Genomic DNA, 23,834 nt, shown 5'->3' with positions numbered 1-23,834 from the left:
AGAGCCGGAGAGAGGCCCGGCCTGAGAAGCACTCGGGCCGGGCAGTCCCGTTCGGTCTAGGAGATCTCAGGACGGTTCTGTATCTCCGCCCATGCCTCTCTCTGGCGTTTGACTTGCTCCCCTTTGAGCCATCGTTCCTCATGAAGGTTCAGCTCATCGGCCAAGAGGTCGAGTTCCTCCGTGCTCGCATCCAGACATCGGTACCGGTCGCCTCCCTTAGGCCCTGTCCCCTTCTCAACCTCGGCAAGGCCGAACGCTTCAAGGCGCTTCATGGCTCTGCGCGCCTGCTGCGCTGGCAGACCCGTCAACCGCGTGACCTCGCTCATTGACAGGTAGACCGACGGCACCTTCGCCCACACCTCAGCCGCTCTGCCAGCTAGGCCCTTGGTGGACGTGAACAGAGGATGTGTGACATTTCTAGTACATACTCTCTCTGTCCCCCCTTGAATTGAGTATGTATTAGTTTTGTCAACCATTTCAAGATTGAAGATGTAGGTGTAAGTCTTCACTACTGGCTCACCTCTTGTGAGCCAGCCTTGAGTAACCAGTCTGTCTAGAGCGGCACTCACAGTGCCGATAGCTCTACCTGATTCGATAGACAGGTCTCTCACACTCGCCATAGGCGAGTACGAGGAGTGCTTCTCACCGTGTCTGATGAGAGCCAGCAGTACATCTCGGTCTGTCGCCCGTTGGAAGTTAGCTTGTTCAGCAACTCTCCGATAGTTGCCGAGCTTCTCACGGAAGACCTCGTGATCGAAACCGAGTGTGACGTTGTTAGCAGTAACCCATTCGACTGCATTGTCATATGTCCTGCCGGAATACTCGATTCCCGCTGCCTGTCCCTGCTTTGCTACAATCTCCTGCGTCTTCGCCGCCCCTTGGTTTTGAGAGTTCATCATTTCGCCGATGAACCACTCTTTGGAGAGTCCAGCGAGATAGGCTGCGGACGCTATAGCCGCCTCAACATTATGGCGGCCATCGTATTCATTGGCCGTGTCTCCGTCCCGAAGCAGTCTTGCCCACTTGCCTTTGAGCTGCTTCGGCAGGTGTGCCTTTCCGGGGCCGTCGGTCGGCCCTAGTCTGTTTAGAGCTTCGGCGACACTGGTCGGATCTTCTAGTGATACAGAAAGCCCTTCCCTGTGCGGAGAAAGGGGCGGCCTTGTGGCCTGCGAGTGACGAAAGTTATGCTTCGGAAATTCGTAGTTTTGATGGAGAAGGTCTTTAAATTCTTCTTCCGTGATCCCTGCCGGAAGGCGAACCCATAGATGCCTGTGCCCAATTCTTCCCGAGGCCACGAGAACCGTTTGAGCTTCGAGATACTTCTCCGCCCACTCCTTGATCATCACCCCCTTAGCGACAAGCTCGGGGGAGTCCAAATCAAAGGCAATCAGCCCCGGCTTAGGCTCGACCGCGAAGGCTTTGCCGCTCCTGACAGCCTCCTCGATGGAGACCCACCCTCCAGGCGAGTTGTCCTCATTAACGAGTAGAGCCTTGCCTCCGTGCTTGACGACTGCCCGAGCAAGGGCCAAGACGTCTTCGTGATTCTGCATGTGTCACCTCTAGTGGGGGTGGGTGAGGCCCGATCTAGACAGGGTGGTCAAGCTAGGGCTTCAGGGGGCATGAGGGCTGCTGCCTGCGCAGGAGGCTACCTGACTACCCCGGGTGCCTGAAACGGTCTCTACGGGGCGCTGAGCGCCTCAGGAGGGCAGGGAGCGCCTCATAGATCAGGGCTTGGTTGAGGAGGATCATGCCGCTACGATGAAGCTCCCCCAACCGGGGCGCTGCTTCTTGACAAGTCGATAGGGAAACGGGGAGACGTTCTTCTGGAAGGAACGTCTCTTGCCGAAGAAGAACTACAACACCTTCGGTCCGTATAAGCGCAACGGCAAGTGGTTCTTCAAATACGAGGAACCAGGCTCCGAGACCGCCACCAAGAGCGGTAAGCCTCGTCTTCTTTCAGGTGGAACTTTCACTACGAAGACGATATGCGAAAGTAACATGAAGGCGAAGGATCGGGAGATCAATGACCCCGACTATCTTCGCAATCAAGAGGCGGCAGCAGCTCAGGCAGTCAAGGACGCCAAGCGGGCCAAGGCAGAAGATTACGGCGAACGGTGGCTCGGCCTTCAGGCCAAGCGCAAGGTCAACACGGCCCGGAACTACACGAACTCCGTACGCAATTACTTTATTCCGTACTTCCGTGGGAAGTGGGTGCATGAAATCACTCCTTCGGACGTTCAGGAGTTCATTATCTGGCTAGAGGGCCAGCGCGCACCGGGGACCGTTCGTACGATTATGCTCGCTATCTCAGCGCTGCTTCACCAGGCAGAGCGTGACGGTGCTCTTGATAAAGTCCCCGTAGGCAAGGCCAACGGAATCAAGCTGCCGCGCCGACGTAAGAGCAAGAACCGCCCATTCAAGGACGCTGAGACTGATCTAATCGTCAAGACAATTGACGAATGGGTCAAGCCCCTGACTCTCGTCCTGGCCACGACAGGTATGCGTTGCGGCGAAGCCTTCGCTCTCACCTGGGACCGGATTGATCTGGAAGCCGGAACAGCCTATGTCGATCGTCAGGTACAAGACGGGAGGTTCTGCTCCCTGAAGGGAGAGAGGGGCGAGTCACTTCGTCCTTTCACGGCCCTGCTGCCACCCGTGACCGTGAAGGCACTTCGCGCACATCGGAAGCACGCGAAGCGGATGGTGGTGGAGTGGGAGCACGACGAGCACGAACCCGAAGAGGTGGAGATGGTCACGGTCTCCAAGACCGGTCTCGTCCTCTACGAGCAGCTCTTTCAAGATCCCTGGTACCGGACGCTGGATGCTCTGGCATGGCCTCGTAAGGGCAACGGGCCTCACCGCCTACGGCATGCCTTCGCTGTCGGTCTCATCGAGGATGGGGCCTCCCCCGCTGAGGTCAAGGCCGCCCTCAACCACTCAGCGATCACGGTCACCCTCAACGAGTACGGGGATCACTGGGACAACGATGATCCTCGTCTCAGGAACCGGGTCAACGCCCGGTTCGCACGGCTGGATGGCTGAAGGTTTCCCGTGGGCTTCCCCACGGGACTGTCTCTAGGCAGGGAACCCCTGTCTACCTGGGGTTCCCTTGATCACCATGTCCTTGCTCGACAAGTACAAGGAGACCTCGCGCGGCGGCCTGGCCGTCAACGTCATCGAATGCTGACCCCCACCACAGAGCCGCGTGGTACCACACCGAGAGCACCGCGCGCGGGTGCGTGCGGTGCACGGCCCAGGTGCTGGCCGAGGACGCCGCACTCCTCGACCGGCGTTGCACGTCGCGCCTCGGCGGGAGCGCTGAGCGCTCGGCCGCGATCGGGCGGAGGGGTCAGGGGGTGCGGGCGCCTCGGCCGGTTGGGGAGTGGGTGCCGGTGCGGGCCTCGTCGCCGCAGTGGGCGCAGACCACGCGGGGTGCCACCGGGTGGCCGCAGGAGTGCTGCCAGCGGACGGGCGGGTCGCCCGCGTTCAGGTGGCGGTCGCCCCAGCGCATCAGCACGAGCAGGACGTCGTACAGCTCCGCGCCCGCCGGGGTGAGGTGGTACTCGTGCCGCACCGGGTGGTCGCTGTAGCGCTCGCGGCGGATGACGCCGCCCGACTCCAGCTTGCGCAGCCGGGCCGTCAGGATGTCGCGGGAGGCGCCCGTGTTGTGGACGATCTGGTCGAACCGCCGTACCCCGTAGCTGAGCTCGCGGATGGCGAGCAGGCTCCAGCGTTCGCCGACGAGGTCCAGGGTGTCGGCGATGGAGCAGTCGCGCGGATCGGCGTCCCTCGGCATACCGGGAAGCCTAACCGCCGCCGGGGACGGCCTTGTCCGGCTCGCGGCCGGAGCCCGCTCGGGCATGGCGCCCACGCGCCGACGGCCCGCGAGGGACCGGCACGTCGGAGGGCGACGCCGCGCGGGCGTGCCTCCTCGACATCATGCCGATCGACCTCACGGGCCGGACCGCGCGTCCTGGACTAGCGCACGCCGCCCTGGGAGGCGCAGTTCTCCCCGACGTCCTGGTTGCCACCGTTCAGGATGGGGACCGGGATCGCGAGGACGGGGATGTTGTTGCCGCACACGCCGAGGTTCACGGGGACGGTCAGGTTGCTGTTGCCGCCGTTGTTCCCGACGTTGCCCGACCCTCCCGGGTGGCCCGGGGCCGGCGGGGCGGCGTGCGGGTGCGCGTGCGGGGCGGGCGCGGCCTGGGCGTTGGGGGCGAGGGAGAGCACTGCGGCGCTGGCCAGGCCGCCTACGACGATGGAGACACGGCGCTTCATGTCATTCACTCCTTGTAATTGTTGGGACACCTGAGGTTACTGCCCGATGAAGCGCCACTGAAAGTGACTTGACGGTGACCGCCTGCTGTCTCGCGGTTAGTGGGGCCTGGCCCGATTTCGACCCTGAACCGGCCACGGCGGCGGTCGTGTTGCACTAGGTTTCGCGCCCCTTATGGAGCCAAGCCATCTCGCCTGGTTCGGAACGTTAGGCGGGGGGCGCCAATTTCACTTGATGTATCGATTTAGGGCAATTTGGCTATCGCGATGGGCTCGCTTGTCAGCTGGGCGCTTTCTGCATGGCGACTTGGCTTCTACCAGGTGCTATGTGGTTTCGCGCCGGAGGCGAGCACAGAAAAACCCGGGGCCGCGACTCGCGTCGCGGCCCCGGGCCATCGGGCCACTCTACGGAAGGGGCCCATGCCGTGGTCCGTCAGTTCCCTCCATGCGTCGTTGGGCCCCACAGCGGAGCCGCCCGGTGCTGGTGATCGGTCAACTCTGCCTCCCTTGCCCTCGACAACACGGACACTTCACATATTAGTCACGCACCCCGAAATATGCCTCCAATCGCCGACAAAACCGCAGTCAAGGGTCAGAGACGATCGCCCGGGACGAGGCGGAGCCGCACGATCGCCCGGACCCGGTCGCGCTCCAGCGCCGCGCACAGGCGGCGGAGCGCCTCGTCCGCTATGCGGCGGCGGAGGTCGGGCAGGTCGGCGCGCCCGCTGTAGGCCACCTTCAGCCGCACCTCCGGGTTGCGGGAGGTGCCGAGCAGCCGCGCCCGCGCGCTCCGGACGCCCGGGTACTCCTCGATCTCCGCTTCCAGCGCCTCGGTCACGGCCTTGGCGGGCAGCCGGGTCCTGCCCCCGGCGCCGTCCGGTTCCAGGGTGAGGGCCGCCAGCTTGGCCGAGCGGCCCTGCGCCAGCAGCCACGCCAGGCCCAGCAGCGCCAGCACGATCGCCGCCGCGGTCACGGCGGGCCAGAACCAGGAGTGATCGTCGACGTAGCGGTGGACCTGCCCGGACAGGAGCGGCGCGGACGCTCGTCCGTCCCCGAACAGGCCGAGCCCGCGCGCGAGCGCCGCGGCGCCCAGCAGCGCCAGGATCAGGCCGAGTATCACCAGGCCCGTGCGGTTGAGGTGGGCCGGACGCCGGTCCATCAGACCTCCCGGTGCTTCAGCCGCACCGACACCGACCGGTCCGGTACCGGTTGGAGGCGGCCGAGCCGGTCGCCGACGGCAGCGCCGACCCGCGCGTCGAGGTCGGACGACTCGCGGACGGGCGTCTCCGCGACCACCTTGACGCGCCGGGGCCGCAACCGCACCCGCCGCACGCCGGACACGCCCGGCGCGTCCCCCGCCGCCGACGCGACGGCGCTCTTCAGCCCGCGCCGGGTCACGCCCATCAGCAGGTCCGGGTCGTCACCGTGCAGCGGGACGAGCCGGGACCTGCCCGGCAGCAGCCCGGCCAGCAGGAAGACCAGGCCGAGCAGTGTCAGGCCGCCCGCGGCGGCGAGCGCCTGCCAGTCCTTCCAGGCCGTGTCGTCGGCCCAGTTCCGGACGCGCCCGTAGGCGACGATGTGCAAAGGGCTGCCCGCCCACGCCGAGATGATCTCCGCGGCGGTGAGCACCCCGGCGGCGGTGAGCAGCAGTGCCGCGATCATGCCGGGCCAGACGCGGCGCGCGCGGAACGCGTGCCGGGCGGCCCGGTCGGCGCGCGTCCTCATGCCGGCGTCCCGCTCATGCCAGCGTCCTGTCCTGGGACCGGGCCAGCTCGGCGACCTCGATGTCCACCTGCCGGACGCTCAGGCCCGTCAGCTCCTCCACCCGCCCGCGCACGCTCTCCCGGACGCGCCGGGCGACCGCCCGCACCGGACGGGGGTAGGTGACCGAGATCGCCGTCCGCACGGTGACGATCTCGCCGTCCACGCGGACGTCGGTGCGGGAGCGGTGCCGCCCGCGCAGCGGCACGCCGAGCATCGTCCTGGTGATCGCGCCGGAGTCGGCGGCCTCGTCCAGCACCCGCCCGACGATCCGCTCGACCGCGCGGTCGCTGATCGTGGTCCGCCCCCGACGCGCGCGGTCCGCGAGGTCCGCGGGGTCCGTCGCAGGCTGTTCGGGCGGCGCGGTCGCCGCCGTCATCGCGGCCGCCTGCCCTGGTTGATGGAGGAGAAGAGCTGGCCGAGGTCCAACTCACCCTCGATGACGCGGCCCGCGAGGAAGCCGAGGGCGCCGAGGAACAACACGATGAAGAACGCGCCGAAGCCGCCGAAGGCCCCCGCGAAGCCGAGGGCGGTGCCGAAGGCGAGCCCCACCAGGGGCCAGAGAGGACGCATGGCGATCACTCCACGTCGCCGATCATGATGTCGATCGGCAGGTCTCGGGCGAGAGGACGCAGCCGGCGGCGGACGTCCTCGGCCGTCTCGAACAGGGGACGGACGCGGCGGGCGACGATGCCGACCTCGATCCGGTCCGGGTGGACGGCCACGCCGGGCAGCGGACGGCCGACGCGGTAGGTCACGATGCGGGCGTGCGGGCCCGCCGTGAGAGAGGGGACGTCCGGGCAGGTCAGCGCGGTCTCGGCGATCCGTTCGGCCTCGTCGGCCGGCGCGGCTCCGCTCATCGCACCCGGGACTCCCCCTGGTCGTCGTCCCCGCCGTCGCCCGGGACGTGGACGTCCTCGACGGCGATGTTGACCTCGACGACCTCCAGCCCGCACATGTGCTCGACCTCGCCGATCACGTTGGAGCGGACGGTGCCCGCCAGCTCGGGGATCGAGACCCCGTAGTCCACGACGAGTTCGAGGTCGACGGCCGCCTGCCGCTCGCCGACCTGCACGGACACGCCCCGGTTGGGCGAGCCGCCGCCGGGCAGGCGGTCGCGGACGTTGTCCAGCGCCCCGGACCCGCCCATCGCGTGGACGCCGCCCACCTCGCCCGCCGCCATGCCCGCGATCTTGGCGACGACGTCGTCGGCGATCCGGGTGCGGCCCCCCGAGGTCACCAGGTCGCTCGACCCGCCGCGCTGCTGTCCGGCCACTGTGTCCTGACTCATGGCGTCCCCCCGATGCGTCACCATTGCGCCGTTCATGCTCACAGGGGGTGAAAGCGAAACCGTTGGGCTGGTCAACGCCGCTTTGCCAACGAACGCAGCTTTAACTAGGGAACGCAGCTTCGGTCACGGAAGACCGCTTTCGCCGGGGCCCGGCCGCCGCGTCCCGCATGCGGCCGGGCCCCTGGGCGCACCTACTTCTCGAACATCGCCCGCATCTTCCTGGCGGCGTCGCTCAGCTTCCTCTTGTCGTCCCCGGCGCCCTTACCCGTGGAACCCTCGCGACCGGTGGGTCCCTCGCGCCGCTCGCCGCGTCGGTCCCCGCGCGGGCGCTCGCGCTCCGGTCTCTCCTGAACCCGTTCCGTCTCGCGGTCCGCCTTGTCGTTCACGACAACTCCCCCGTGTCACTGACGAATCGTTCGCTCCCTAGGTACCCCGCGACGTGCGGATCTACGCGGGATAGAAGCGGACCTCGGGCCGTCCGACCTGGCCGTAGTGGGGCCGGCGGCGCGCCAGCCCGTTCTCGGCGAGGTACTCCAGGTACCGGCGGGCGGTCACCCGGGAGACGCCGGTGAGGTCGCCCGCGGCGGCGGCCGACAGCCCGTCCGGCGCACCGGCGAGCGCCTCGGTGACCGACTGGAGCGTCTCGCCGCTCATGCCCTTCGGCAGCGTGCGGTGCCCGGGGGCGCGGAGCGCGGCGAGCATCCCGTCGACGTCGGCCTGCCCGCTGACCTCCCCCGCCTGGACGGCCCGCTCCCGGAACCGGGCGTACCGGTCGAGCCGGTCGCGCAGCGAGGCGAACGTGAACGGCTTGAGCAGGTACTGGACGACGCCGACCGCGACCGCGGAGCGGATCACCGCGAGGTCCCGCGCGGAGGTCACGGCGATCACGTCCACGTCGCGGCCCGCCGCGCGCAGCGCCCGGCACACGGTCAGCCCGTGGGTGTCGGGCAGGTAGAAGTCGAGCAGGACGACGTCGACCTCGGCCCGCTCGCAGAACCGCAGCGCGTCCGCGCCGGAGTGCACGACCCCGGCGACCGTGAACCCGGCGACGCGCTCGACGTAGGCGCGGTGCGCCTCGGCGGCGACCGGGTCGTCCTCGACCACCAGGACCCTGATCATCGCGCGTCCAGCGGCAGCCGGACGGTGAACACCGCGCCTCCCGCGGCCTCGCCGGAACCCGCGCCTCCCCCGGTCGCGCCGGGGTCCGCGCCGACCGTGATGTCGCCGCCGTTGCGCCGGACGGCCTGCCCGACCAGCGCGAGCCCGATGCCGTGCCCGGCCGGTCCACCGGAGGTCTTGGTCGTCCAGCCGCGCCGGAACAGCTCCGGGACGGCGGCCGGGTCCACGCCGGGCCCGCTGTCGGCGACCGCGAGCACGAGGTCGCCGCCGTCCGCGCGGGCGGTGACGGTGACGCGCGGCGGACGGTCGGCGGCGCCCTCGACCGCCGCGTCGACCGCGTTGTCGATGAGATTGCCGAGGATCGTGACCAGGTCGCGGGCCGGGACGGCGCCCTCGACCGCCGTGTCGTCGGAGACGACGAGCTCGACGCCCCGCTCGGCCGCCTCGGCGGACTTGCCGAGCAGCAGCGCGGCCAATACCGGCTCGCGCACCGACCCGACCACCTGGTCGGTGAGCCGCTGCGCCGTCTCCAGCTCGGCGGTCGCGAACGCGACGGCCTGGTCGGGACGGCCGAGCTCCACAAGCGAGACCACGGTGTGCAGCCGGTTGGCGGCCTCGTGCGCCTGCGAGCGCAGCGACTCGGCGAACCCGCGGACCGAGTCCAGCTCGCCGGTGAGCGCCTGCAACTCGGTGTGGTCGCGCAGCGTGACCACGTTGCCCATCGCGCGGTCCCGCGACCGGACGGGCGCGGTGTTGACGACCAGCACGCGGGTGTCGCCGACATGGATCTCGTCCGCCCTCGGGTCGGCGGAGGCGAGCGCGGCGGCCAGCTCGCCCGGCAGGCCGAGCGCGGCGGCGGGCCGTCCGCGCGGGTCGGCGGACAGGCCGAGCAGCTCCCGGGCGGCGTCGTTGCACAGCACGACCCGTCCGGCGCGGTCGAGCAGCAGCAGCCCTTCGCGGACGGCGTGCAGGATCGCCTCGTGGTACTCGAACATCTCGCGCAGCTCGCCGGGTGCCACGCCCCGGGTCTGGCGGCGCAGCCGCGCGGCCACCAGCGAGCTCCCCGCCACGCCCGCCGCCAGCACCGCCACCGCGACCGCGACCAGCGAGGCGAGGCGGCCGCGCAGCTCGGCGGAGATCGCCTGGACGGTGATGCCCGCCGCGACCAGCGCCACGACCCGGTTCCCGTCCCCGAAGACCGGCGCGACCGTGCGGACCGACGGTCCGAGCGTGCCGGTGTAGGTCTCGGTGAACGGCCGTCCGGCCAGCGCGGGCGCGGTGTTGCCGATGAACCGCTGCCCGATCCGGGCGGGGTCGGGATGGGTGTAGCGGATTCCGGCCGGGCTCATGATCGTGATGAAGTCCACGCCGGTGTCGCGGCGGACGCGCTCGGCGTAGGGCTGCAACGCGCGGCTCGGATCGGGTGCGGCGAGGGCGGCGCGCACGTCCGGCGCGTCCGCGATGCTCACCGCGACCGCCCGCGCCATTCCGGCGGCGCGGTCGTCGACGGCGCGGCGCGCGTCCAGGAAGGCGAGCGTCGCGCCGACCGCGACGAGCAGCCCGACGAGCGCCGCCTGGAGCACGAGCAGTTGCCGCGCCATGCTCCACCTGTTGGGGGCACGCCACCACCGCCGGGGAGGGCTCTCGCTGGTTCGGGGGGTCACGGGTCCTCGTCTGCCGGATCACGGACGGACCGGAGATTCCCGGCCCGTGAACGCAATGTACACAAACGTGACCGGCGTCACAGACCCCGCCATAGTCACTGATGTGCGGCATCCCGCGCCGCGCCGCCGCCCCGATCCGTGAGGGAGCCCGCCCGTGCCCGCACCGAGTGCAACCGGTGCCGCGCACGATCGCGTCCACTACCTGTACCTGGCCGTGGTCGCGGCCGTCGTGCTCGGCATCGCGGTCGGAATCGCCGCGCCGGACACCGCGGTCGAGCTCAAGCCGCTCGGCACCGGCTTCGTCAACCTGATCAAGATGATGATCTCGCCGATCATCTTCTGCACGATCGTGCTCGGCATCGGCTCGGTGGCGCGGGCCGCCAAGGTCGGCAGGGTCGGCCTGGTGACGATCGGCTACTTCCTCGTGATGTCGACGTTCGCGCTGGCCATCGGACTGGTGGTCGGCAACGTCCTGCATCCGGGCGAGGGCGTGCACCTGGACCCGGCCTCGGTCGCGACGGCGCACAAGCAGGCAGCGGACGCAGAGGGGACGACCGACTTCCTGCTGGGGATCATCCCGGCCACGCTGGTGTCGGCGCTGACCGAGGGCCAGGTGTTGCAGACGCTGCTGGTCGCGCTGCTCGCCGGGTTCGCCCTCCAGAGCCTCGGACCGGCCGGAGCACCGGTGCTGCGCGGCATCGAGCACGCGCAGCGCCTGGTGTTCCGGATCCTGGCGATGATCATGTGGGCGGCACCGGTCGGCGCGTTCGGGGCGATCGCGGCCGTGGTCGGCGCGAGCGGCTGGTCGGCGCTGCGCAGCCTCGCTGTGATCATGCTCGGCTTCTACGTGACCTGCGTGCTGTTCGTGTTCGGCGTGCTCGGCGCCGTGCTGTGGCTGGTCGCGCGGATCAACATCGTGACGCTGCTGCGCTACCTGGCCCGCGAGTTCCTGCTGATCCTGTCGACCTCGTCGTCGGAGTCGGCGCTGCCCCGGCTGATCGCCAAGATGGAGCACCTCGGGGTGAGCCGCCCGGTCGTCGGGATCACGGTCCCGACCGGGTACTCCTTCAACCTGGACGGCACCGCGATCTACCTGACGATGGCGACGCTGTTCATCGCCTCCGCGCAGGACCAGCCGCTGTCGGTCGGCGCGCAGATCCCGCTGCTGCTGTTCATGGTCGTCGCCTCCAAGGGCGCGGCGGGCGTCAGCGGCGCCGGGCTCGCGACGCTGGCGGGCGGCCTCCAGTCGCACAAGCCCGAACTGGTGGACGGCGTCGGGTTCATCGTCGGGATCGACCGGTTCATGTCCGAGGCGCGCGCGCTGACGAACTTCGCGGGCAACGCCGTCGCGACCGTGGTGATCGGCCACTGGACGGGCGAGTTCGACGCCGAGCGGGCCCACCACGTGCTGGCCGGCGAAGAGCCCTTCAACGAGGCCACCCTGCTCGACGCACCCGACGCGACACCCGTCCACCAGCCACAACCCGCCACGGCCACCGCGCTCGCCGAGCGTCCGCGACCGGCCACCTGACCAGCCGCCCGGCGCCAGCTCCCCCGCTCCCAAGCTCCCTTCTGGCGCCGGGCGTGCTCTTCTTCGACGCCGGGTCGAGGCCGCTGGGCATCGCGCCCTAAGCGGCCTTGACACGGGTCGGAGGGCGTCGGACCATCAGTCGGTGGGGAGCACCCGAATGGTCGTGCCGACATCCGTGGATTCGTCCGACTCCATCCTGGACACCTCGGAGTCCGCCCCCTCCCCCCTTCCCCTCAAGGTGGAGTTACCGATCACGTTCTCGCTCGCCGGCCTGGCCCTGGTCTCCATCGTGGGCGCGGCTTGGCCGGTCGACGACGATGCCGTCCATACGTCGGGCACCGTCCGCGCGGAACGGTACGTCAACAACTACGTCAGCGGATTTCCTCCGCAGGACCAGAGCGTCCGCAAGGCGCTGGTGGAGTTCACCGCCGCCGACGGCAGGCGCGTCTCCTTCTGGGCGGACGACGACACCCCGGTCGACCACAGCGTCCGCGTGCGGTATCGCCCCAATTATCCCCAAGGGGCGTCAATTGGATCATCAACCCCAGGGTGGTACAAAAGAGGCATTTCCGGCGCCCTTGGCCTGGTCTTCGCCGGTGCGACGGGACTCAGGTTCCGAGGGCTCGCCAAACGCCTCGGGCGAAGGAAGCCTCCCGGCTAGGCGGCCTCGACGGCTGGGGCGCGGCGGTGGCGTTTGGGGAACTCGGGGCGCAGGCGGATCACCGCGTCCATGTCGGGCATGCCCATCGTGCGGCGGTAGCGCTCGACCGGGCCCGCGCCCAGTTCGCCGAACACCTCGCTCAGGACGGCGTCGCCCTCGCAGGCCACGGTCACCACCAGCCTGGGCCGGGTGATGGTGCCGGTGAGCCGGACGCGCAGCGCGCGGACGCCGGGCAGCGCCTCCCCGTCCCTGGCCAGGTTCGCGGCGGCGGACCGGGACAGGACGCGGGTGCCCGCGTCCATCTCGGGCCACCAGCGCTGGACGAGTGCGCGCCCCTGCACCACCAGCCACAGCTGACCGGCGAGCGAGACGAGTTCGGCGACGGCCGCGAGCACGCCGGCGAACCAGGGGGCCGAGCCCGTGAACCGGACCAGCGCCGGGTCGAGCGGGGGGCGCCCGGACAGGGCGCCCAGCCCGTCGAAGCCGCCGAGCCCGGCTGCGAGGGCGACGGCGCCGCAGCCGAACAGCAGGGCGCCGGTCACCGCCAGAGCGACCCTCATGTCAGTCCTTCCGCCAGCTCAGCCGGACGTCGACGGGCGGCCGGAACATCGGCTCGATGCTGTCGAGCCGGTCGTCGACCGCGCGGTGGACGAGTTCCTCCAGGTTGGCGGGGTTGCGGTAGCCGGTCGCGGCGCGCACGACGACGCGCCTGCGGACCAGGCCCGCGCCCCGCACGCGGGCGCGCTCGATGCCGGGCACGCCGAGCGCCGCGTCCGCGAGGGACCGGCGGAGCGCGGAGCGGCGCAGCGCGCCCGCGAGCCGCGGGTCGGAGCCGTCGAGCGGCACGCCGCGTATCCGGCCCGGTATCGCCGCCAGCGCCAGCGCGAGCCCGAGGACGGCGACGCCCGCGGCCACCGCGCGCACGCCCGGGTGGCTCCAGGGCAGCCGTTCGAGCGCGTCGATCGCCCCCTCCGCCCCTGGAACCGGATGCACGCCGGAACCGAGCGCCTCGGCGGCCAGCTCGACACCGGCCGCCCCTCCGGCGACGGTCAGCAGCAGCGCGGCGGCCAGCCCGGCGAGTGCCCGGCGCGGCCGGAACTCCCGTGCGGCGAGCCGCCGCGCCCGCTGCCTGCTCTGCGTCTCCTGGATCACGTCCCTGACCAGAGACTCGGCCATAGCCACCCCCGTGAGGCCTCGGCACGTCGGACATCGCTACCCATGGTGAGGCATCGTCACGAGGAGTGAAACACGCCATGCCGACATCCCACGCGACCAACGCGCATCCGCCCGGTGAGTTGGGGTGGTTCGTCGTGAAATTTCCTGGACTCGGCGGGTGGTCAGCGCGCGGCGGGCGCGTAGTGGTTCCGGCCGACCTTGATCGGGTCCGGATGGCACGCGCCCGGCTTGCCGCGCTTGTCCCAGTCCACCGGCTGCCCCTTGAAGCTCTTGCTACGGCCGGGACGCGGATACGGCTTCCCGTAGGTGTTGCCCGCGAAGTAGTTGCCCTTCCCGCAGACGGGGTCGCGCGGGAACCTGAAGTAGGAGAACAGCCCGTACCAGCCGGTGGTCTGGAACCGGTTGTCGAGCACCCGGTTGCGGCTGGCGCCGTCGCTCGCGCGGACGGCGTCGCCGCTGATTTTGGAGAAGGTGTTGCCCGACACGGTGTTCTCGCTCGCGCCGTTGGAGAAGTAGACGCCGTGGATGCGGCTGTAGGTCTTGGGCGTCCTGTTCTCCAGCTGCTCGAAGTGGTTGTCCTCGATCCGCATCCTCCAGGAGTTGTACATGTGGACGGCGCCGTACCCCTCCTTGCCGCGGGCGTGCCTGGTGCCGAGCCTGCGGAACACCATGCCGCGGACGGAGCCGCCGGTGATCTTCTCCCCGGCCTCCTTGTCGCCCCTGAACAGGATGCCCCCGGCGGTGTAGTTCTGGACCGTGATGCCGCTGAAGTGCGTCCTCGCGCCGCCGGCGCCCACCGTCACCCAGTAGCCGTCGCGGCCCCGGCCGTCATAGACGACGCGTCCCGTCCCGGGCTCGGCGCGGATGGTGATGGACCCTCCCTCGGGCGAGTACGTCCATGCGACGGACTCGTTCTTGTACGTCCCGCCCTTGACGAGGACCACGCCCTTGACGGCGTTCCTCTCCTCCAGCACCTTCTGGGCCTCCGCCAGGGACGCGACCTCCCCGCCCGGAGCCACGTGGACGACGACGGAGCCGCCCTCCTTGGCACTGGCGGGGGTGGTCCGTAGCGAACCGGGGCCCAGCGCCGCCACGCCCGCTCCCCCGGCGCCCGCGACGACGGTGGCGGCGAGGCCGATCAGCATTCCGCGCCTGCGCATTCGACTGCTCCTCGCTGACGATCCTTCCGACTGGTCGGCAAGGACGCTACGGAGCGGGAGCACGCCGTCCCAGGGCCCTAGGGCCCCGAACGGGCGGCCCGGCGGCCCTAGCGGAAGACGACCGTGCGGTCGCCGTTGAGCAGCACGCGGTGCTCGGCGTGCCAGCGGACGGCGCGGGCCAGCGCGAGGCACTCGACGTCGCGGCCGACCGCCACCATCTCCTCGGGGCTGTGGGTGTGGTCGACGCGCGCGACCTCCTGCTCGATGATCGGCCCCTCGTCCAGGTCGGCGGTGACGTAGTGCGCGGTCGCGCCGATGACCTTGACGCCGCGGGCGTGCGCCTGGTGGTAGGGGCGGGCGCCCTTGAAGCTCGGCAGGAACGAGTGGTGGATGTTGATGATCATGCCGGGCAGCTTGGCGCAGAAGTCGTCCGAGAGGATCTGCATGTAGCGGGCGAGCACGACGAGGTCGGCGCCGTAGTGCTCGACCAGCGCCAGGATCTCGGCCTCCTGCGCCTGCTTGCCGCCGGGGCCGACCGGCAGGTGGTGGTAGTCGATCCCGTACGACTGGGTGAGCGGGCGCAGGTCGGGGTGGTTGGAGGCGACGGCGACGACGTCGATGTCGAGCAGCCCCGACCGCTGCCGGTAGAGCAGGTCGTTCAGGCAGTGCCCGCCCTTCGACACCATGATCAGCACGCGCGGCCGGGACGCGAGGTCGTGCAGCCGCCACCACAGGCCGAGGTCGGCGGCCAGGGACGCGAACGCGCCGCGCAGCTCGTCGGGGTCGGCTCCGTCCGGCGCCGCGAACTGCACCCGCATGAAGAACGTGTCAGACTCGCGGTCGCCGAACTGCTGGCTCTCCACGATGTTGCAGCCGCGCTCGGCGAGCAGCCCCGACACGGCGGCGACGATCCCCGGCCGGTCCGGACACGACAGGGTCAGCACGTACTCGTTCACGATCTCATCTCTCGCCGCCTCGGACATCGCCCCCAAGCCTATGTCGACTGGACCGGTCCCTCGGGAAGAACGGCGTAGGCGAGCGTGGTGAGCGCGGCGGTGATCTCGGCCGGGGTGCGGCCCTGGTCGCGCTGGTGGGAGTAGAGCTCGGACGCGAGGGGCGCGAGCAGCGCGTCGGCGAGCGCGTCCGGGCCCGGCACGCCACCCTCGGCCAGCAGCATCCGGACGTGCGCGCGCCAGAACCCGTACGCGCCGGTCGTCAGCCGCGCGCCGCCCGCCTCGGCGCCGAGGACGAGCGAGATGTGTGCTTCGAGTAGTTCGACCATCGCGGCGTAGAACGCGGCGAGCCGGTCGCGCGGCGGGGCGCCGGGGCCGAGCGGCGGGGCGCCGCGCAGCAGTTCGCCCTGGAGGCGGCGCTCGTGCTCGTCCAGCAGCGCGAGGGCGATGGACGTGGTGTCGGGATAGCGGCGGTAGAGCGTGCCGCGCCCCACACCCGCCGCCTTGGCGATGTCGTCCATCGTGACGGCGCGCGGGTCGCCGGCGGCGAACAGCGCGGCGGCGGCGTCGAGGACCTTCGTGCGGTTGCGGGCGGCGTCGGCGCGCTCGCGCGGACGTCCGGCCGCCCCGGCGGGATGCCCGGTGAGCAGGTCGGTGCGGCGTTCCATCCCGCCGACTGTAACCGACCGGGCAATAAGTGGACAACATGTCCGGATGATGGGTACAGTCGGCGGCGAATGAACCGGACATCATGTCCACTTAATGAGGAGACCCTTATGACCACGCTGCTCCACCTGGACTCCAGTGCCCGCCGCGCCTCCGTCAGCCGCGAGGTCGGCGACGCGTTCGCGGACGCGTGGCGGCGGGCGAACCCGTCCGGGTCCTACGTCCACCGGGATCTGGCGGCCGACCCCGTGCCCTTCATCGGCGAGGCGTGGACGGAGCTGTGCGACTACGTCCTGGCCAACCAGATCACCGACATCGGCCGGTACAAGGAGGCGGTGCGCACCCCCGCGCAGGCGGAGGCGTGGGCCGTCGTCGAGCCGCTGCTGGACGAGCTGGTCGCCGCCGACGTCGTCCTGATCGCCACACCGATGTACAACTTCTCCGTCCCGGCGTCGCTCAAGGCGTGGATCGACCAGGTCACCTTCCCCAAGATGTCGCTGGCCGGACGCCGGTTCGTGATCGCCTCGGCGCGCGGCGGCTCCTACGTGCCGGGCGCGCCGCGCGAGCCCTACGACCACCAGGAGCGCTACCTGCGCGACTTCATCGCGGGCCACTTCGGGGTCGAGGACGTCGCGGCCGTGGCCGCCGAGCTGGTCAACAGCCGCCTCGACCCGGCGCTGGCGGGGCGGCTGGCCCAGCACGCGAAGTCGTACGCCGACGCGGTGGCGGCGGCGCGCGACCTGGGAGGGCGGTACTGATGGCCTGGCTCGTGCTCGGGCTGGCGGGGCTCGTCGAGATCGCGTTCTCGCAGAGCATCCGTCCGACGGAGAACTTCACCCGCCCGCTGCCGACGCTCGTCTGCTTCGCGCTCGGCGCGCTGTCGATCTACCTGCTCTCGTACGCGATGCGGACGCTGCCGGTCGGGACGTCCTACGCGGTGTTCACCGGGATCGGCGCGGTCGGCGCGATCGCCGTGGGCATCCTCGTCCAGAAGGACCCGATCACGGCCGGACGGGCGGCGGCGCTCGGCCTGATCATCGGCGGGCTCGTGCTGGCCCGCGTCACCAATCCGGAATGAGCCCATGGCCCAGACATGAGATCATTTCATATTCGGCGTACGCTTGCGGCGTGACCGCCATGAACCTCCGGGACCGCTACGACGCCGCGACCAGCGGCCTTGAGGCGCCGTTCGCCGTCGTCGACCTCGCCGCCCTCCGCGCGAACGCCGCCGCCCTCGTCCGCCGCGCGGCGGGCAAGCCGATCCGGGTGGCGAGCAAGTCGGTGCGCGTCCGGGCGGTGCTGGAGGAGGTCCTCGCGATGGACGGGTTCGCCGGGATCATGGCGTTCACCCTCCCCGAGGCGCTGTGGCTCGTGCGGGAGGGGATCAGCGACGACGTCCTCGTCGCCTACCCCACCGCCGACCGCACCGCGATCGCCGAGTTGGCCGCCGACCCCGGGGCGGCCCGCGCGATCACGCTGATGGTCGACTCGGCCGAGCACCTCGACATGATCGAGCGGGTCGGCGGGAGCCGGCCGATCCGCGTCTGCATCGACATCGACGCCTCCTACCGGACGCTCGGCGGCCGGGTCAGGTTCGGCGCGCTGCGCTCCCCGCTGCACACGGCCGCGCAGGTCAGGGTGTTCGCGGAGGAGATCCTCAAGCGGCCGTCGCTGACGCTGGCGGGGCTGACGGCCTACGAGTCGCAGATCGCGGGGGTCGGGGACGTCCCGCCGGGGCGGCCCGCGCGCGCCCGCGCCATCCGCGCCATGCAGCGGCGGTCGCGGCTGGAGCTGGCCCGGCGGCGCGCGGCGATCGTCCGCGCCGTCCGCGAGCTCACCGACCTGGAGTTCGTCAACGGCGGCGGCACCGGCAGCCTGGAGTCGACCGCCGCCGAGCGCGCGGTCACCGAGGTCGCCGCCGGGTCCGGGCTCTACCACCCGCACCTGTTCGACCAGTACTCCGCCTTCACCGGACGGCCCGCCGCGCTGTTCGCGCTGCCCGTCGTCCGGCGTCCCGGGCCCGGCGTCGTGACCTGCCTCGGCGGCGGCTACCTCGCCTCGGGGCCCGGCGACCACGTCCGGCTGCCCCAGCCCTACCTGCCGACCGGGCTGTCCTACCACCGCGACGAGGGCGCGGGCGAGGTGCAGACGCCGCTGCTCGGCCGCGCCGCCGCCACGCTGGAGATCGGCGACCGGGTCTGGTTCCGCCACACCAAGGCCGGTGAGCTGTGCGAGCGGTTCGCGGGCGTGCACCTCATCGAGGGCGACCGGTTCGTCCGGACCGTCCCCACCTACCGTGGCGAGGGCCGCGCGTTCCTGTGACGCGCCTGCCGCCGGTCCCGACGGTCTAGGTTGGGCGGTATGAGCGACGCTCCCCTGATCAGTGTCCGCGGCGAGGCCGTCCTGGAGGTCGAGCCGGAGATCGCGCGGCTGTCGGTGTACGTCCAGTCGCAGGAGAACGACCGGCGCACCGCGCTCGACCACCTCGTCGAGCGCAACCAGCGCTGCCTCGACCTCGTCCGGTCCTACGGCGACGCGGTGGAGAAGGTGGAGACCGGCGGGCTGTCGATCACTCCACTGCTGAAGTACCGGCGGCGCGAGGGCGACATCCGCGCCTACCAGGGCACCGCCTGGATCAAGATCACCGTCGTGGACTTCGCGGTGCTCGGCGAGCTGGTGACCCGGCTCGGCGACCAGGAGCGCACCGCCGTCAACGGCCCCGAATGGGCGCTGCGGCGCGACAGCGAGGTGCACGGGCGCGCCGCCCGGCAGGCCGCGCACGAGGCCGTGGCCCGCGCCCGCAGCTACGCCGAGGCGCTCGGCGCCCGCCTCACCGGCCTGGTCGAACTCGCCGACGAGGGCCTCACCACCCACGACTCGGCCGGCCCGCGGGTCGCGCTCGCCGCCGCCTACGGGGCCCCGGCCGGAGGCGCGCCGGGCGAGCCCGAGGCGATCGACCTGGAGCCGGCCACGCAGATCGTCCGCGCCGCCGTCGAGGCCCGCTTCACCGCGACCGCCCCGGCCCTCGACTGACCACGGTCGGCCGGCGCGACAGGCCGAGGCGCCGGCCGCAGACCACGGACCGGCGCCTCGTCCACCCGGCTCAGCGGCGCTTGCGCCTGCGGCGCCACAGCACGAGGACGGTCACGGTGACCGCGACCCCGGCGCCCGCGAGCAGCAGCCGCCGGTCGGGGCCGCCGGGCACCTCGTCGTCATCGTCCCCGTCCGGCCGCACGAGCGCGCCGACGGCCTGCGCGACGTGCGCGGCCTCCTCCTTCAGCCGGTCGGCGCCCCGCTGCGCGACGTTCCTCGGGTTCACCCGGTCGGCGAGCTCGTCGATCGTGCGGGCGAGCTCCAGACGGGTGCGCTCGATCTGCCGCTCCAGCGCCTCCGGGTCGCGGGCCCTGTCAGCCATGCCGTGTCCTTATCGTGTCCGGCCATGCGTGATCCGAAAAATCATGCATGATTCCAAGGTTCATGCATGATCCGAACAGTGTCGCAGGTCTTCCCCCCGGACGCCCGCCCGCACCCCGGGCGGTACCGTTGGATCGACCAACCGAGTGGATCCACACCGAGCGAAAGGCGGGTCAGGGTGTCCCAGCGGCTAGAGCCGGGCGACGTCGCCCCCGATTTCGAGCTTCCCGACGCGGACGACACGCCGGTGTCGCTGACCTCGCTGCGCGGGAAGCGGGTGGTCCTCTACTTCTACCCGGCGGCCATGACGCCCGGCTGCACCAAGGAGTCGGTCGACTTCCAGGGCAGCCTCGCCGACCTGGAGTCCGCGGGCGTCACCGTCGTCGGGATCTCCCCGGACGCCCCCGCCAAGCTCGCCAAGTTCCGCGAGAAGGAGGGGCTGACGTTCCCGCTCCTGTCCGACCCCGACGCCGAGGTGCTGCGCGCCTACGGCGCCTACGGCGAGAAGAAGCTCTACGGGAAGACCGTCGTCGGCGTGCTCCGCTCGACCTTCATCCTGGACGCCGAGGGCAGGATCGAGAAGGCGTACTACAAGGTGAAGGCCACCGGCCACGTCGACCGGCTCCGCCGCGACCTCGGCATCTGACGTTCTGAGAAGGTGCGGGCGGGGGGATTCGAACCCCCACGGTGTCTCCACCAACAGGACCTAAACCTGCCGCGTATACCTGCTTCGCCACGCCCGCGGGCGCTCCGCCAGGGAGCGCGTTCAGCTTAGCGTTCCGCACCGCCGGTCAGGCAATGAGATTAGAGCGCGCCCGGGACGGGTCTGTGTCCGTCCCGGGCAGCCCGCCGTCCCGGGACGCGGGACGCCGCAGCAGCACCGCGACGAGCGCCGCCGTGACCGCGAGCGCGACCGCCGCCGACAGGAACGCGACGTGCATGCCGTCCGCGAACGCCGTCCGCGCCTGGTCCGCGACGTCCGGGCCGAGGCGCGCGGCCATCGCCAGGGACGTCCTGGCCTGCTCGGCGGCGGGCGCGGGCAGGCCCTCGGGGTCCAGGTTCGCGCGGTAGGTGGACTGGACGAGGCTGCCGAGCACCGCGATCCCGAGCGCCCCGCCGAGCTCGCGCGCCAGGTCGTTCATCGCCGAGCCCACGCCCTGCTTCTCCGGCGGCAGCGCGTCGGTGACCGCCGCCGTGGCCGGGGTCATCGCGAGGCCCATCCCCGCGCCGAGCGGGACCAGCCCGGCGAGCAGCGTCCAGTAGCCGCTCGACTCGTCCAGCAAAGAGAACACGAGCATGCCCGAGGCGACCAGCGCCAGACCCACGACGACCACCGGCCGCGCCCCCGCCCGCGCCGCCAGCCGGGGGGCGGCGCCGCGCGCGAACGGCATCATCGTGGCCGCCATCGGCAGCAGGCCCACCGCCGCGACCAGCGCACTGTCGCCCCGCACCAGCTGCATGTACTGCAGGATGACGAACACGAAGCCGAAGAACGCGAAGAACTGGACGGTGAGCGAGAGGGCCCCCGCCGAGAAGGCGCGGACGCGGAACAGCCTCGGGTCGAGCAGCGGGTTCGGCCGCCGCAGCTCCCAGACCACGAAACCGGCGAGGACGAGGGCCGCGACCGCGAGGCCGAGCAGCGTCCGGGCGCTGGTCCAGCCCTCGGCGGGCGCCTCGATGACCGAGTAGACGCCCGCGCCGAGGCCGGCGACGGTGATCAGGGCGCCGGTCACGTCCAGCCGCGGCGCCGCCGCGTCGGCCGACTCGGGGACGACCGCGAGCGTCGCCGCCAGCGCGACCACCGACAACGCGATGTTCAGCGCGAACACCGAGCGCCACGACCACGCCTCCAGCAGGCCGCCCGAGACGAGCAGCCCGAAGATCGCGCTCGCGCCCGCGACGCCCGCCCAGGCGCCGACCGCGCGGGTGCGCCGCTCGGCCGGGAACGTCGAGGTGATCGTGGACAGCGTCGCGGGCATGACCAGCGCCGCGCCGACGCCGAGGACGCCGCGCATCGCGATCAGCCAGCCGGGGTCGCTCGCGAACATCGCGGCGGCCGACCCCGCCCCGAACACCGCGAGGCCGGCGGCGAGCGCGCGGCGGCGGCCGTAGCGGTCGCCGATCGCGCCGCCGAGGAGCAGCAGCGCGGCGAACACGAGCGCGTAGGCGTCGATGATCCAGGCGAGCTGCGTCTGGGTGGCGCCGGTGTCGCGGGCGATGGAGGGCACCGCCGTGTTGAGCGACGCCACGGCCGAGACGACGGTGGCGAGGGCGAGCATCACGGCGGGCAGCACGCCGCGCCGCGTCCCGTCCGGTGCCGGTGGGGTGATGGCCATCGAGAGCCTCCTTGAGCTGGACCTGCCTGTTCGGCACCTCGAATCTCGTCCTCCGGCGGGCTATATTTCAACCGTGATGAATAAATCGCGGGGGCGGCGGGCGGGCGGCTCGCACACCCGGGAGGAGATCCTCGCGGTGGCGCGCCGCCGGTTCCTGGCCGAGGGGTACGGGCCGGTCACGATGCGGTCCATCGCCGCCGAGGCCGGCGTGGACGCGGCGCTGATCAGCTACTTCTTCGGCTCGAAGAAGGGCCTGTTCGGCGCCGTCCTCGGGCTCATGGCCAACCCGCCCGACGTGCTGGCCGCCGCGCTGCCCGGCGACCCCGCCACGCTGCCCGAACGCGTCCTGCGGGCGCTGCTCGGCGCCTGGGACGACCCCGCCAGCGGACGGCAGCTCCACCTGATGGTCACCGCCGCGATCCAGGACCCCGAGCTGATCCGGCTGCTGCGCGACGTCGTCGGCCACGAGATGGTCGACCGCATCGCCGAGCACATCGGCGGCGCCGACGCCCGGGGCCGCGCCGCCGCGTTCGCCACCCAGCTCGCGGGAGTAATCTTCACCCGCTACGTGCTGGGCGTGGAACCGGTCGCCTCGATGACCGCGGATGAATTAATCGCGCGGTTCGCGCCGGGGCTCCGGGCCGCGCTTTCACGGCGAACACGACCCGACGGACGTTTCGGTCCTGTCCCGAATCGCGGTATGTGAAATTCCCGGCCTGCGCCGCGGGGCCGCGCGGCCTACGCTGGGTGCGTCCGCCCGCGCCGGGGCGGACGGCATCGCCATGATCATCATGATCAGGACCGGGTGGGCCACCGTGAGCGCTTCCTTCACCCACCGCGTACTGCCGTACGACGGGGCCGACGAGTTCCTCGGCGGCGCGCTGCCCTTCCTGCGCGACGGCGTGGAGGCGGGCGACCGGGTCGTCGCGGTCACCGGCGTCGGACGCGAGGAGCTGCTGCGCGACGCCCTCGGCCCGGCCGCCGCCGGGGTCGAGTTCGCCGACGCCGCCGGGTGGTACGCCCACCCGTCCCGGACGCTCGCCGACTGCCTCGGCGACGCCGACAACACCGCCTGGCAGGGGCGGCGGCTGCGCGTCCTCGGCGACCCGGTGTGGGCGACGCGCCCGCCGCTGGAGGTCGTCGAGTGGCAGCGGGTCGAGGCGATGCTGAACGTGGCGTTCCAGGGCACCGGCGCGTCGCTGCTGTGCCCGTACGCGGCCTCGCTCCCGGCGGGCGTCGTCGCCGCCGCGCGCCGCACCCACCCCGAGACGCTGCGCGGCGCCCGGGCCGTGCCGAACCCCGGCTACATGGACCCCTGGGCCTACAGCGCGCTCTGCGACAGCGAACCGCTGCCGCCCCCGCCCGGCGACGCCGACGCGCTGAAGATCGACCGTCCCGACCTGTACTGGCTGCGCGCCTACGTGGGCGACTACGCGCGGCACACGCGGCTGCCCGAGGAGGGCGTGCAGCGGCTGCTGGTCGCGGTCACCGAGATCGTCACCAACGCGCTCCGGCACGGCGAGCCGCCGATCGTGCTGCGGCTGTGGACCGAGGCGACCGGCGAGCCCGCGCTGGTGTGCGAGGTCACCGACGAGGGCCGGTGGCCGCCTGGCACCGGCCACGGGCTCGTCCCGCCCCGCACCACCCCGGACGCGCCGGGCGGCGACGAGGGCGGCGGACGGTTCGGGCTGTGGGCGGTCCGGCTGCTGTGCTCGATCGTGCAGATCCGCACCGGCGACGGCGGCACCACCGTCCGGCTGAGGCTCGCACTGCCCGCCGTTCCCGCGCCGAGCGTCAACGGAGCGTGATCGAACCTATGCGTTG

The 23,834-nt window shown here is 71.3% G+C and carries 29 protein-coding genes and 1 tRNA gene; 10 read left to right on the top strand and 20 right to left on the bottom strand.

The annotated features are described in order from the left end of the window. Positions 1-56: 56 nt before the first annotated feature. Positions 57-1,550 carry a hypothetical protein gene (locus K2F47_RS16305; protein WP_214617194.1) on the bottom strand — a complete coding sequence of 498 codons (1,494 nt, stop codon included), beginning with the start codon at positions 1,548-1,550 and terminating at the stop codon, positions 57-59. A gap of 289 nt (positions 1,551-1,839) precedes the next feature. Between K2F47_RS16305 and K2F47_RS16300 the strand changes: the two genes are divergently transcribed. Then, positions 1,840-3,042 carry a tyrosine-type recombinase/integrase gene (locus tag K2F47_RS16300; RefSeq protein WP_242903934.1) on the top strand — a complete coding sequence of 401 codons (1,203 nt, stop codon included), beginning with the start codon at positions 1,840-1,842 and terminating at the stop codon, positions 3,040-3,042. A 307-nt stretch (positions 3,043-3,349) separates the two neighbouring features. Here the strand turns inward: K2F47_RS16300 and K2F47_RS16295 are convergent, their stop codons facing one another. From K2F47_RS16295 to K2F47_RS16245, 11 genes are all read right to left on the bottom strand, one after another. After that, the gene (locus tag K2F47_RS16295) at positions 3,350-3,796 is read right to left on the bottom strand and encodes a winged helix-turn-helix transcriptional regulator (protein WP_242903932.1); all 447 of its coding nucleotides are present in this window, start codon (positions 3,794-3,796) and stop codon (positions 3,350-3,352) included. 182 nt (positions 3,797-3,978) lie between these two features. Beyond that, entirely contained in the window at positions 3,979-4,281 is a 303-nt protein-coding gene (locus tag K2F47_RS16290) for a hypothetical protein (protein ID WP_242903931.1), read from the bottom strand. Positions 4,282-4,870: 589 nt separating this feature from the next. Further along, positions 4,871-5,437: an alkaline shock response membrane anchor protein AmaP gene (amaP, locus tag K2F47_RS16285; protein ID WP_242903929.1), complete on the bottom strand. Its 567-nt coding sequence runs from the start codon at positions 5,435-5,437 to the stop codon at positions 4,871-4,873. After that, a complete protein-coding gene (locus K2F47_RS16280) occupies positions 5,437-6,003 on the bottom strand; it encodes a DUF6286 domain-containing protein (RefSeq protein WP_242903928.1) in 567 nt (188 codons plus the stop codon). Before K2F47_RS16280 ends, amaP begins: the two co-directional genes overlap by 1 nt. Positions 6,004-6,016: 13 nt before the next feature. Next, the gene (locus K2F47_RS16275; protein WP_242903926.1) at positions 6,017-6,418 is read right to left on the bottom strand and encodes an Asp23/Gls24 family envelope stress response protein; all 402 of its coding nucleotides are present in this window, start codon (positions 6,416-6,418) and stop codon (positions 6,017-6,019) included. Continuing rightward, positions 6,415-6,612 (bottom strand): hypothetical protein, encoded by a 198-nt coding sequence (locus K2F47_RS16270; protein WP_242903925.1) that lies wholly within the window; start codon positions 6,610-6,612, stop codon positions 6,415-6,417. Before K2F47_RS16270 ends, K2F47_RS16275 begins: the two co-directional genes overlap by 4 nt. A gap of 5 nt (positions 6,613-6,617) precedes the next feature. Further along, entirely contained in the window at positions 6,618-6,899 is a 282-nt protein-coding gene (locus tag K2F47_RS16265; RefSeq protein WP_242903923.1) for a hypothetical protein, read from the bottom strand. Next, a complete protein-coding gene (locus K2F47_RS16260; RefSeq protein ID WP_242903921.1) occupies positions 6,896-7,330 on the bottom strand; it encodes an Asp23/Gls24 family envelope stress response protein in 435 nt (144 codons plus the stop codon). Before K2F47_RS16260 ends, K2F47_RS16265 begins: the two co-directional genes overlap by 4 nt. A 191-nt stretch (positions 7,331-7,521) precedes the next feature. Further along, positions 7,522-7,716, bottom strand: a complete 195-nt coding sequence (locus K2F47_RS16255; protein ID WP_242903919.1) for a hypothetical protein — start codon at positions 7,714-7,716, stop codon at positions 7,522-7,524. A 61-nt stretch (positions 7,717-7,777) separates the two neighbouring features. Continuing rightward, positions 7,778-8,449, bottom strand: coding sequence for a response regulator transcription factor (locus K2F47_RS16250; protein WP_242903917.1), 672 nt, complete (start codon positions 8,447-8,449; stop codon positions 7,778-7,780). Next, the gene (locus K2F47_RS16245) at positions 8,446-10,050 is read right to left on the bottom strand and encodes a sensor histidine kinase (RefSeq protein WP_242903915.1); all 1,605 of its coding nucleotides are present in this window, start codon (positions 10,048-10,050) and stop codon (positions 8,446-8,448) included. The genes K2F47_RS16250 and K2F47_RS16245 overlap by 4 nt, the downstream gene beginning before the upstream one ends. Before the next feature lie 217 nt (positions 10,051-10,267). Here K2F47_RS16245 and K2F47_RS16240 point away from each other — a divergent pair, with 217 nt between their 5' ends. Together K2F47_RS16240 and K2F47_RS16235 are read left to right on the top strand one after the other, a co-directional pair. Further along, complete coding sequence (locus tag K2F47_RS16240) at positions 10,268-11,644, top strand: cation:dicarboxylate symporter family transporter (RefSeq protein ID WP_242903913.1); 1,377 nt, start codon at positions 10,268-10,270, stop codon at positions 11,642-11,644. A gap of 157 nt (positions 11,645-11,801) precedes the next feature. Further along, positions 11,802-12,305 (top strand): DUF3592 domain-containing protein, encoded by a 504-nt coding sequence (locus K2F47_RS16235; protein ID WP_242903911.1) that lies wholly within the window; start codon positions 11,802-11,804, stop codon positions 12,303-12,305. Here K2F47_RS16235 and K2F47_RS16230 read toward each other — a convergent pair. The 5 genes from K2F47_RS16230 to K2F47_RS16210 form a co-directional block, all read right to left on the bottom strand. Continuing rightward, positions 12,302-12,865: a hypothetical protein gene (locus tag K2F47_RS16230; RefSeq protein WP_242903909.1), complete on the bottom strand. Its 564-nt coding sequence runs from the start codon at positions 12,863-12,865 to the stop codon at positions 12,302-12,304. The two genes, K2F47_RS16235 and K2F47_RS16230, sit on opposite strands and share 4 nt — an antisense overlap. A 1-nt stretch (position 12,866) precedes the next feature. Next, positions 12,867-13,481: a DUF6286 domain-containing protein gene (locus K2F47_RS16225; RefSeq protein WP_242903907.1), complete on the bottom strand. Its 615-nt coding sequence runs from the start codon at positions 13,479-13,481 to the stop codon at positions 12,867-12,869. Positions 13,482-13,642: 161 nt separating this feature from the next. Continuing rightward, the gene (locus tag K2F47_RS16220) at positions 13,643-14,641 is read right to left on the bottom strand and encodes a right-handed parallel beta-helix repeat-containing protein (protein ID WP_242903906.1); all 999 of its coding nucleotides are present in this window, start codon (positions 14,639-14,641) and stop codon (positions 13,643-13,645) included. A 107-nt stretch (positions 14,642-14,748) separates the two neighbouring features. Next, complete coding sequence (purU, locus tag K2F47_RS16215; RefSeq protein ID WP_242903904.1) at positions 14,749-15,624, bottom strand: formyltetrahydrofolate deformylase; 876 nt, start codon at positions 15,622-15,624, stop codon at positions 14,749-14,751. Between the two features lie 11 nt (positions 15,625-15,635). Beyond that, positions 15,636-16,262, bottom strand: coding sequence for a TetR/AcrR family transcriptional regulator (locus tag K2F47_RS16210; RefSeq protein WP_242903902.1), 627 nt, complete (start codon positions 16,260-16,262; stop codon positions 15,636-15,638). A gap of 108 nt (positions 16,263-16,370) precedes the next feature. Here K2F47_RS16210 and K2F47_RS16205 point away from each other — a divergent pair, with 108 nt between their 5' ends. From K2F47_RS16205 to K2F47_RS16190, 4 genes are read left to right on the top strand one after another with little or no spacing between them, the layout of a single operon-like run. Further along, the gene (locus K2F47_RS16205; RefSeq protein ID WP_242903900.1) at positions 16,371-17,018 is read left to right on the top strand and encodes an FMN-dependent NADH-azoreductase; all 648 of its coding nucleotides are present in this window, start codon (positions 16,371-16,373) and stop codon (positions 17,016-17,018) included. Next, positions 17,018-17,338 (top strand): DMT family transporter, encoded by a 321-nt coding sequence (locus tag K2F47_RS16200; protein WP_242903898.1) that lies wholly within the window; start codon positions 17,018-17,020, stop codon positions 17,336-17,338. The genes K2F47_RS16205 and K2F47_RS16200 overlap by 1 nt, the downstream gene beginning before the upstream one ends. Before the next feature lie 59 nt (positions 17,339-17,397). Continuing rightward, positions 17,398-18,582 carry an amino acid deaminase/aldolase gene (locus K2F47_RS16195; RefSeq protein WP_242905987.1) on the top strand — a complete coding sequence of 395 codons (1,185 nt, stop codon included), beginning with the start codon at positions 17,398-17,400 and terminating at the stop codon, positions 18,580-18,582. A gap of 39 nt (positions 18,583-18,621) precedes the next feature. Further along, positions 18,622-19,293: an SIMPL domain-containing protein gene (locus K2F47_RS16190; protein WP_242903896.1), complete on the top strand. Its 672-nt coding sequence runs from the start codon at positions 18,622-18,624 to the stop codon at positions 19,291-19,293. A gap of 70 nt (positions 19,294-19,363) precedes the next feature. On the opposite strand, the gene K2F47_RS16185 is transcribed toward K2F47_RS16190, so the two are convergent. Further along, entirely contained in the window at positions 19,364-19,675 is a 312-nt protein-coding gene (locus tag K2F47_RS16185; RefSeq protein WP_242903894.1) for a DUF3618 domain-containing protein, read from the bottom strand. A gap of 177 nt (positions 19,676-19,852) precedes the next feature. On the opposite strand from K2F47_RS16185, the gene bcp reads away from it, so the two are divergent. After that, positions 19,853-20,320, top strand: coding sequence for a thioredoxin-dependent thiol peroxidase (gene bcp, locus K2F47_RS16180; protein ID WP_242903892.1), 468 nt, complete (start codon positions 19,853-19,855; stop codon positions 20,318-20,320). A gap of 13 nt (positions 20,321-20,333) precedes the next feature. On the opposite strand, the gene K2F47_RS16175 is transcribed toward bcp, so the two are convergent. Both K2F47_RS16175 and K2F47_RS16170 read right to left on the bottom strand, forming a co-directional pair. After that, positions 20,334-20,417 (bottom strand) — tRNA-Leu (locus K2F47_RS16175). A 48-nt stretch (positions 20,418-20,465) separates the two neighbouring features. Beyond that, the gene (locus K2F47_RS16170; protein WP_242903890.1) at positions 20,466-22,010 is read right to left on the bottom strand and encodes an MFS transporter; all 1,545 of its coding nucleotides are present in this window, start codon (positions 22,008-22,010) and stop codon (positions 20,466-20,468) included. A gap of 76 nt (positions 22,011-22,086) precedes the next feature. Between K2F47_RS16170 and K2F47_RS16165 the strand changes: the two genes are divergently transcribed. Both K2F47_RS16165 and K2F47_RS16160 read left to right on the top strand, forming a co-directional pair. Then, complete coding sequence (locus K2F47_RS16165) at positions 22,087-22,716, top strand: TetR/AcrR family transcriptional regulator (protein ID WP_242905985.1); 630 nt, start codon at positions 22,087-22,089, stop codon at positions 22,714-22,716. A 109-nt stretch (positions 22,717-22,825) separates the two neighbouring features. Further along, positions 22,826-23,818, top strand: coding sequence for an anti-sigma factor RsbA family regulatory protein (locus tag K2F47_RS16160; RefSeq protein ID WP_242903889.1), 993 nt, complete (start codon positions 22,826-22,828; stop codon positions 23,816-23,818). Positions 23,819-23,834 lie beyond the last annotated feature (16 nt).

The sequence above is a fragment of the Actinomadura terrae genome (assembly GCF_022751215.1).
GTDB lineage: Bacteria > Actinomycetota > Actinomycetes > Streptosporangiales > Streptosporangiaceae > Spirillospora > Spirillospora terrae.
Note: the sequence above shows the minus strand (reverse complement) of the source record. Positions and strands in the feature narration are given on the sequence as shown.

Coding starts and splice junctions, on each gene's coding strand:
- K2F47_RS16305 (WP_214617194.1), bottom strand. CDS start 1,550: ATGCAGAATCACGAAGACGTCTTGGCCCTTGCTCGGGCAGTCGTCAAG.
- K2F47_RS16295 (WP_242903932.1), bottom strand. CDS start 3,796: ATGCCGAGGGACGCCGATCCGCGCGACTGCTCCATCGCCGACACCCTG.
- K2F47_RS16290 (WP_242903931.1), bottom strand. CDS start 4,281: ATGAAGCGCCGTGTCTCCATCGTCGTAGGCGGCCTGGCCAGCGCCGCA.
- amaP (WP_242903929.1), bottom strand. CDS start 5,437: ATGGACCGGCGTCCGGCCCACCTCAACCGCACGGGCCTGGTGATACTC.
- K2F47_RS16280 (WP_242903928.1), bottom strand. CDS start 6,003: ATGAGGACGCGCGCCGACCGGGCCGCCCGGCACGCGTTCCGCGCGCGC.
- K2F47_RS16275 (WP_242903926.1), bottom strand. CDS start 6,418: ATGACGGCGGCGACCGCGCCGCCCGAACAGCCTGCGACGGACCCCGCG.
- K2F47_RS16270 (WP_242903925.1), bottom strand. CDS start 6,612: ATGCGTCCTCTCTGGCCCCTGGTGGGGCTCGCCTTCGGCACCGCCCTC.
- K2F47_RS16265 (WP_242903923.1), bottom strand. CDS start 6,899: ATGAGCGGAGCCGCGCCGGCCGACGAGGCCGAACGGATCGCCGAGACC.
- K2F47_RS16260 (WP_242903921.1), bottom strand. CDS start 7,330: ATGAGTCAGGACACAGTGGCCGGACAGCAGCGCGGCGGGTCGAGCGAC.
- K2F47_RS16250 (WP_242903917.1), bottom strand. CDS start 8,449: ATGATCAGGGTCCTGGTGGTCGAGGACGACCCGGTCGCCGCCGAGGCG.
- K2F47_RS16245 (WP_242903915.1), bottom strand. CDS start 10,050: ATGGCGCGGCAACTGCTCGTGCTCCAGGCGGCGCTCGTCGGGCTGCTC.
- K2F47_RS16235 (WP_242903911.1), top strand. CDS start 11,802: ATGGTCGTGCCGACATCCGTGGATTCGTCCGACTCCATCCTGGACACC.
- K2F47_RS16230 (WP_242903909.1), bottom strand. CDS start 12,865: ATGAGGGTCGCTCTGGCGGTGACCGGCGCCCTGCTGTTCGGCTGCGGC.
- K2F47_RS16225 (WP_242903907.1), bottom strand. CDS start 13,481: ATGGCCGAGTCTCTGGTCAGGGACGTGATCCAGGAGACGCAGAGCAGG.
- K2F47_RS16220 (WP_242903906.1), bottom strand. CDS start 14,641: ATGCGCAGGCGCGGAATGCTGATCGGCCTCGCCGCCACCGTCGTCGCG.
- purU (WP_242903904.1), bottom strand. CDS start 15,624: ATGTCCGAGGCGGCGAGAGATGAGATCGTGAACGAGTACGTGCTGACC.
- K2F47_RS16210 (WP_242903902.1), bottom strand. CDS start 16,262: ATGGAACGCCGCACCGACCTGCTCACCGGGCATCCCGCCGGGGCGGCC.
- K2F47_RS16205 (WP_242903900.1), top strand. CDS start 16,371: ATGACCACGCTGCTCCACCTGGACTCCAGTGCCCGCCGCGCCTCCGTC.
- K2F47_RS16200 (WP_242903898.1), top strand. CDS start 17,018: ATGGCCTGGCTCGTGCTCGGGCTGGCGGGGCTCGTCGAGATCGCGTTC.
- K2F47_RS16195 (WP_242905987.1), top strand. CDS start 17,398: ATGAACCTCCGGGACCGCTACGACGCCGCGACCAGCGGCCTTGAGGCG.
- K2F47_RS16190 (WP_242903896.1), top strand. CDS start 18,622: ATGAGCGACGCTCCCCTGATCAGTGTCCGCGGCGAGGCCGTCCTGGAG.
- K2F47_RS16185 (WP_242903894.1), bottom strand. CDS start 19,675: ATGGCTGACAGGGCCCGCGACCCGGAGGCGCTGGAGCGGCAGATCGAG.
- K2F47_RS16170 (WP_242903890.1), bottom strand. CDS start 22,010: ATGGCCATCACCCCACCGGCACCGGACGGGACGCGGCGCGGCGTGCTG.
- K2F47_RS16165 (WP_242905985.1), top strand. CDS start 22,087: ATGAATAAATCGCGGGGGCGGCGGGCGGGCGGCTCGCACACCCGGGAG.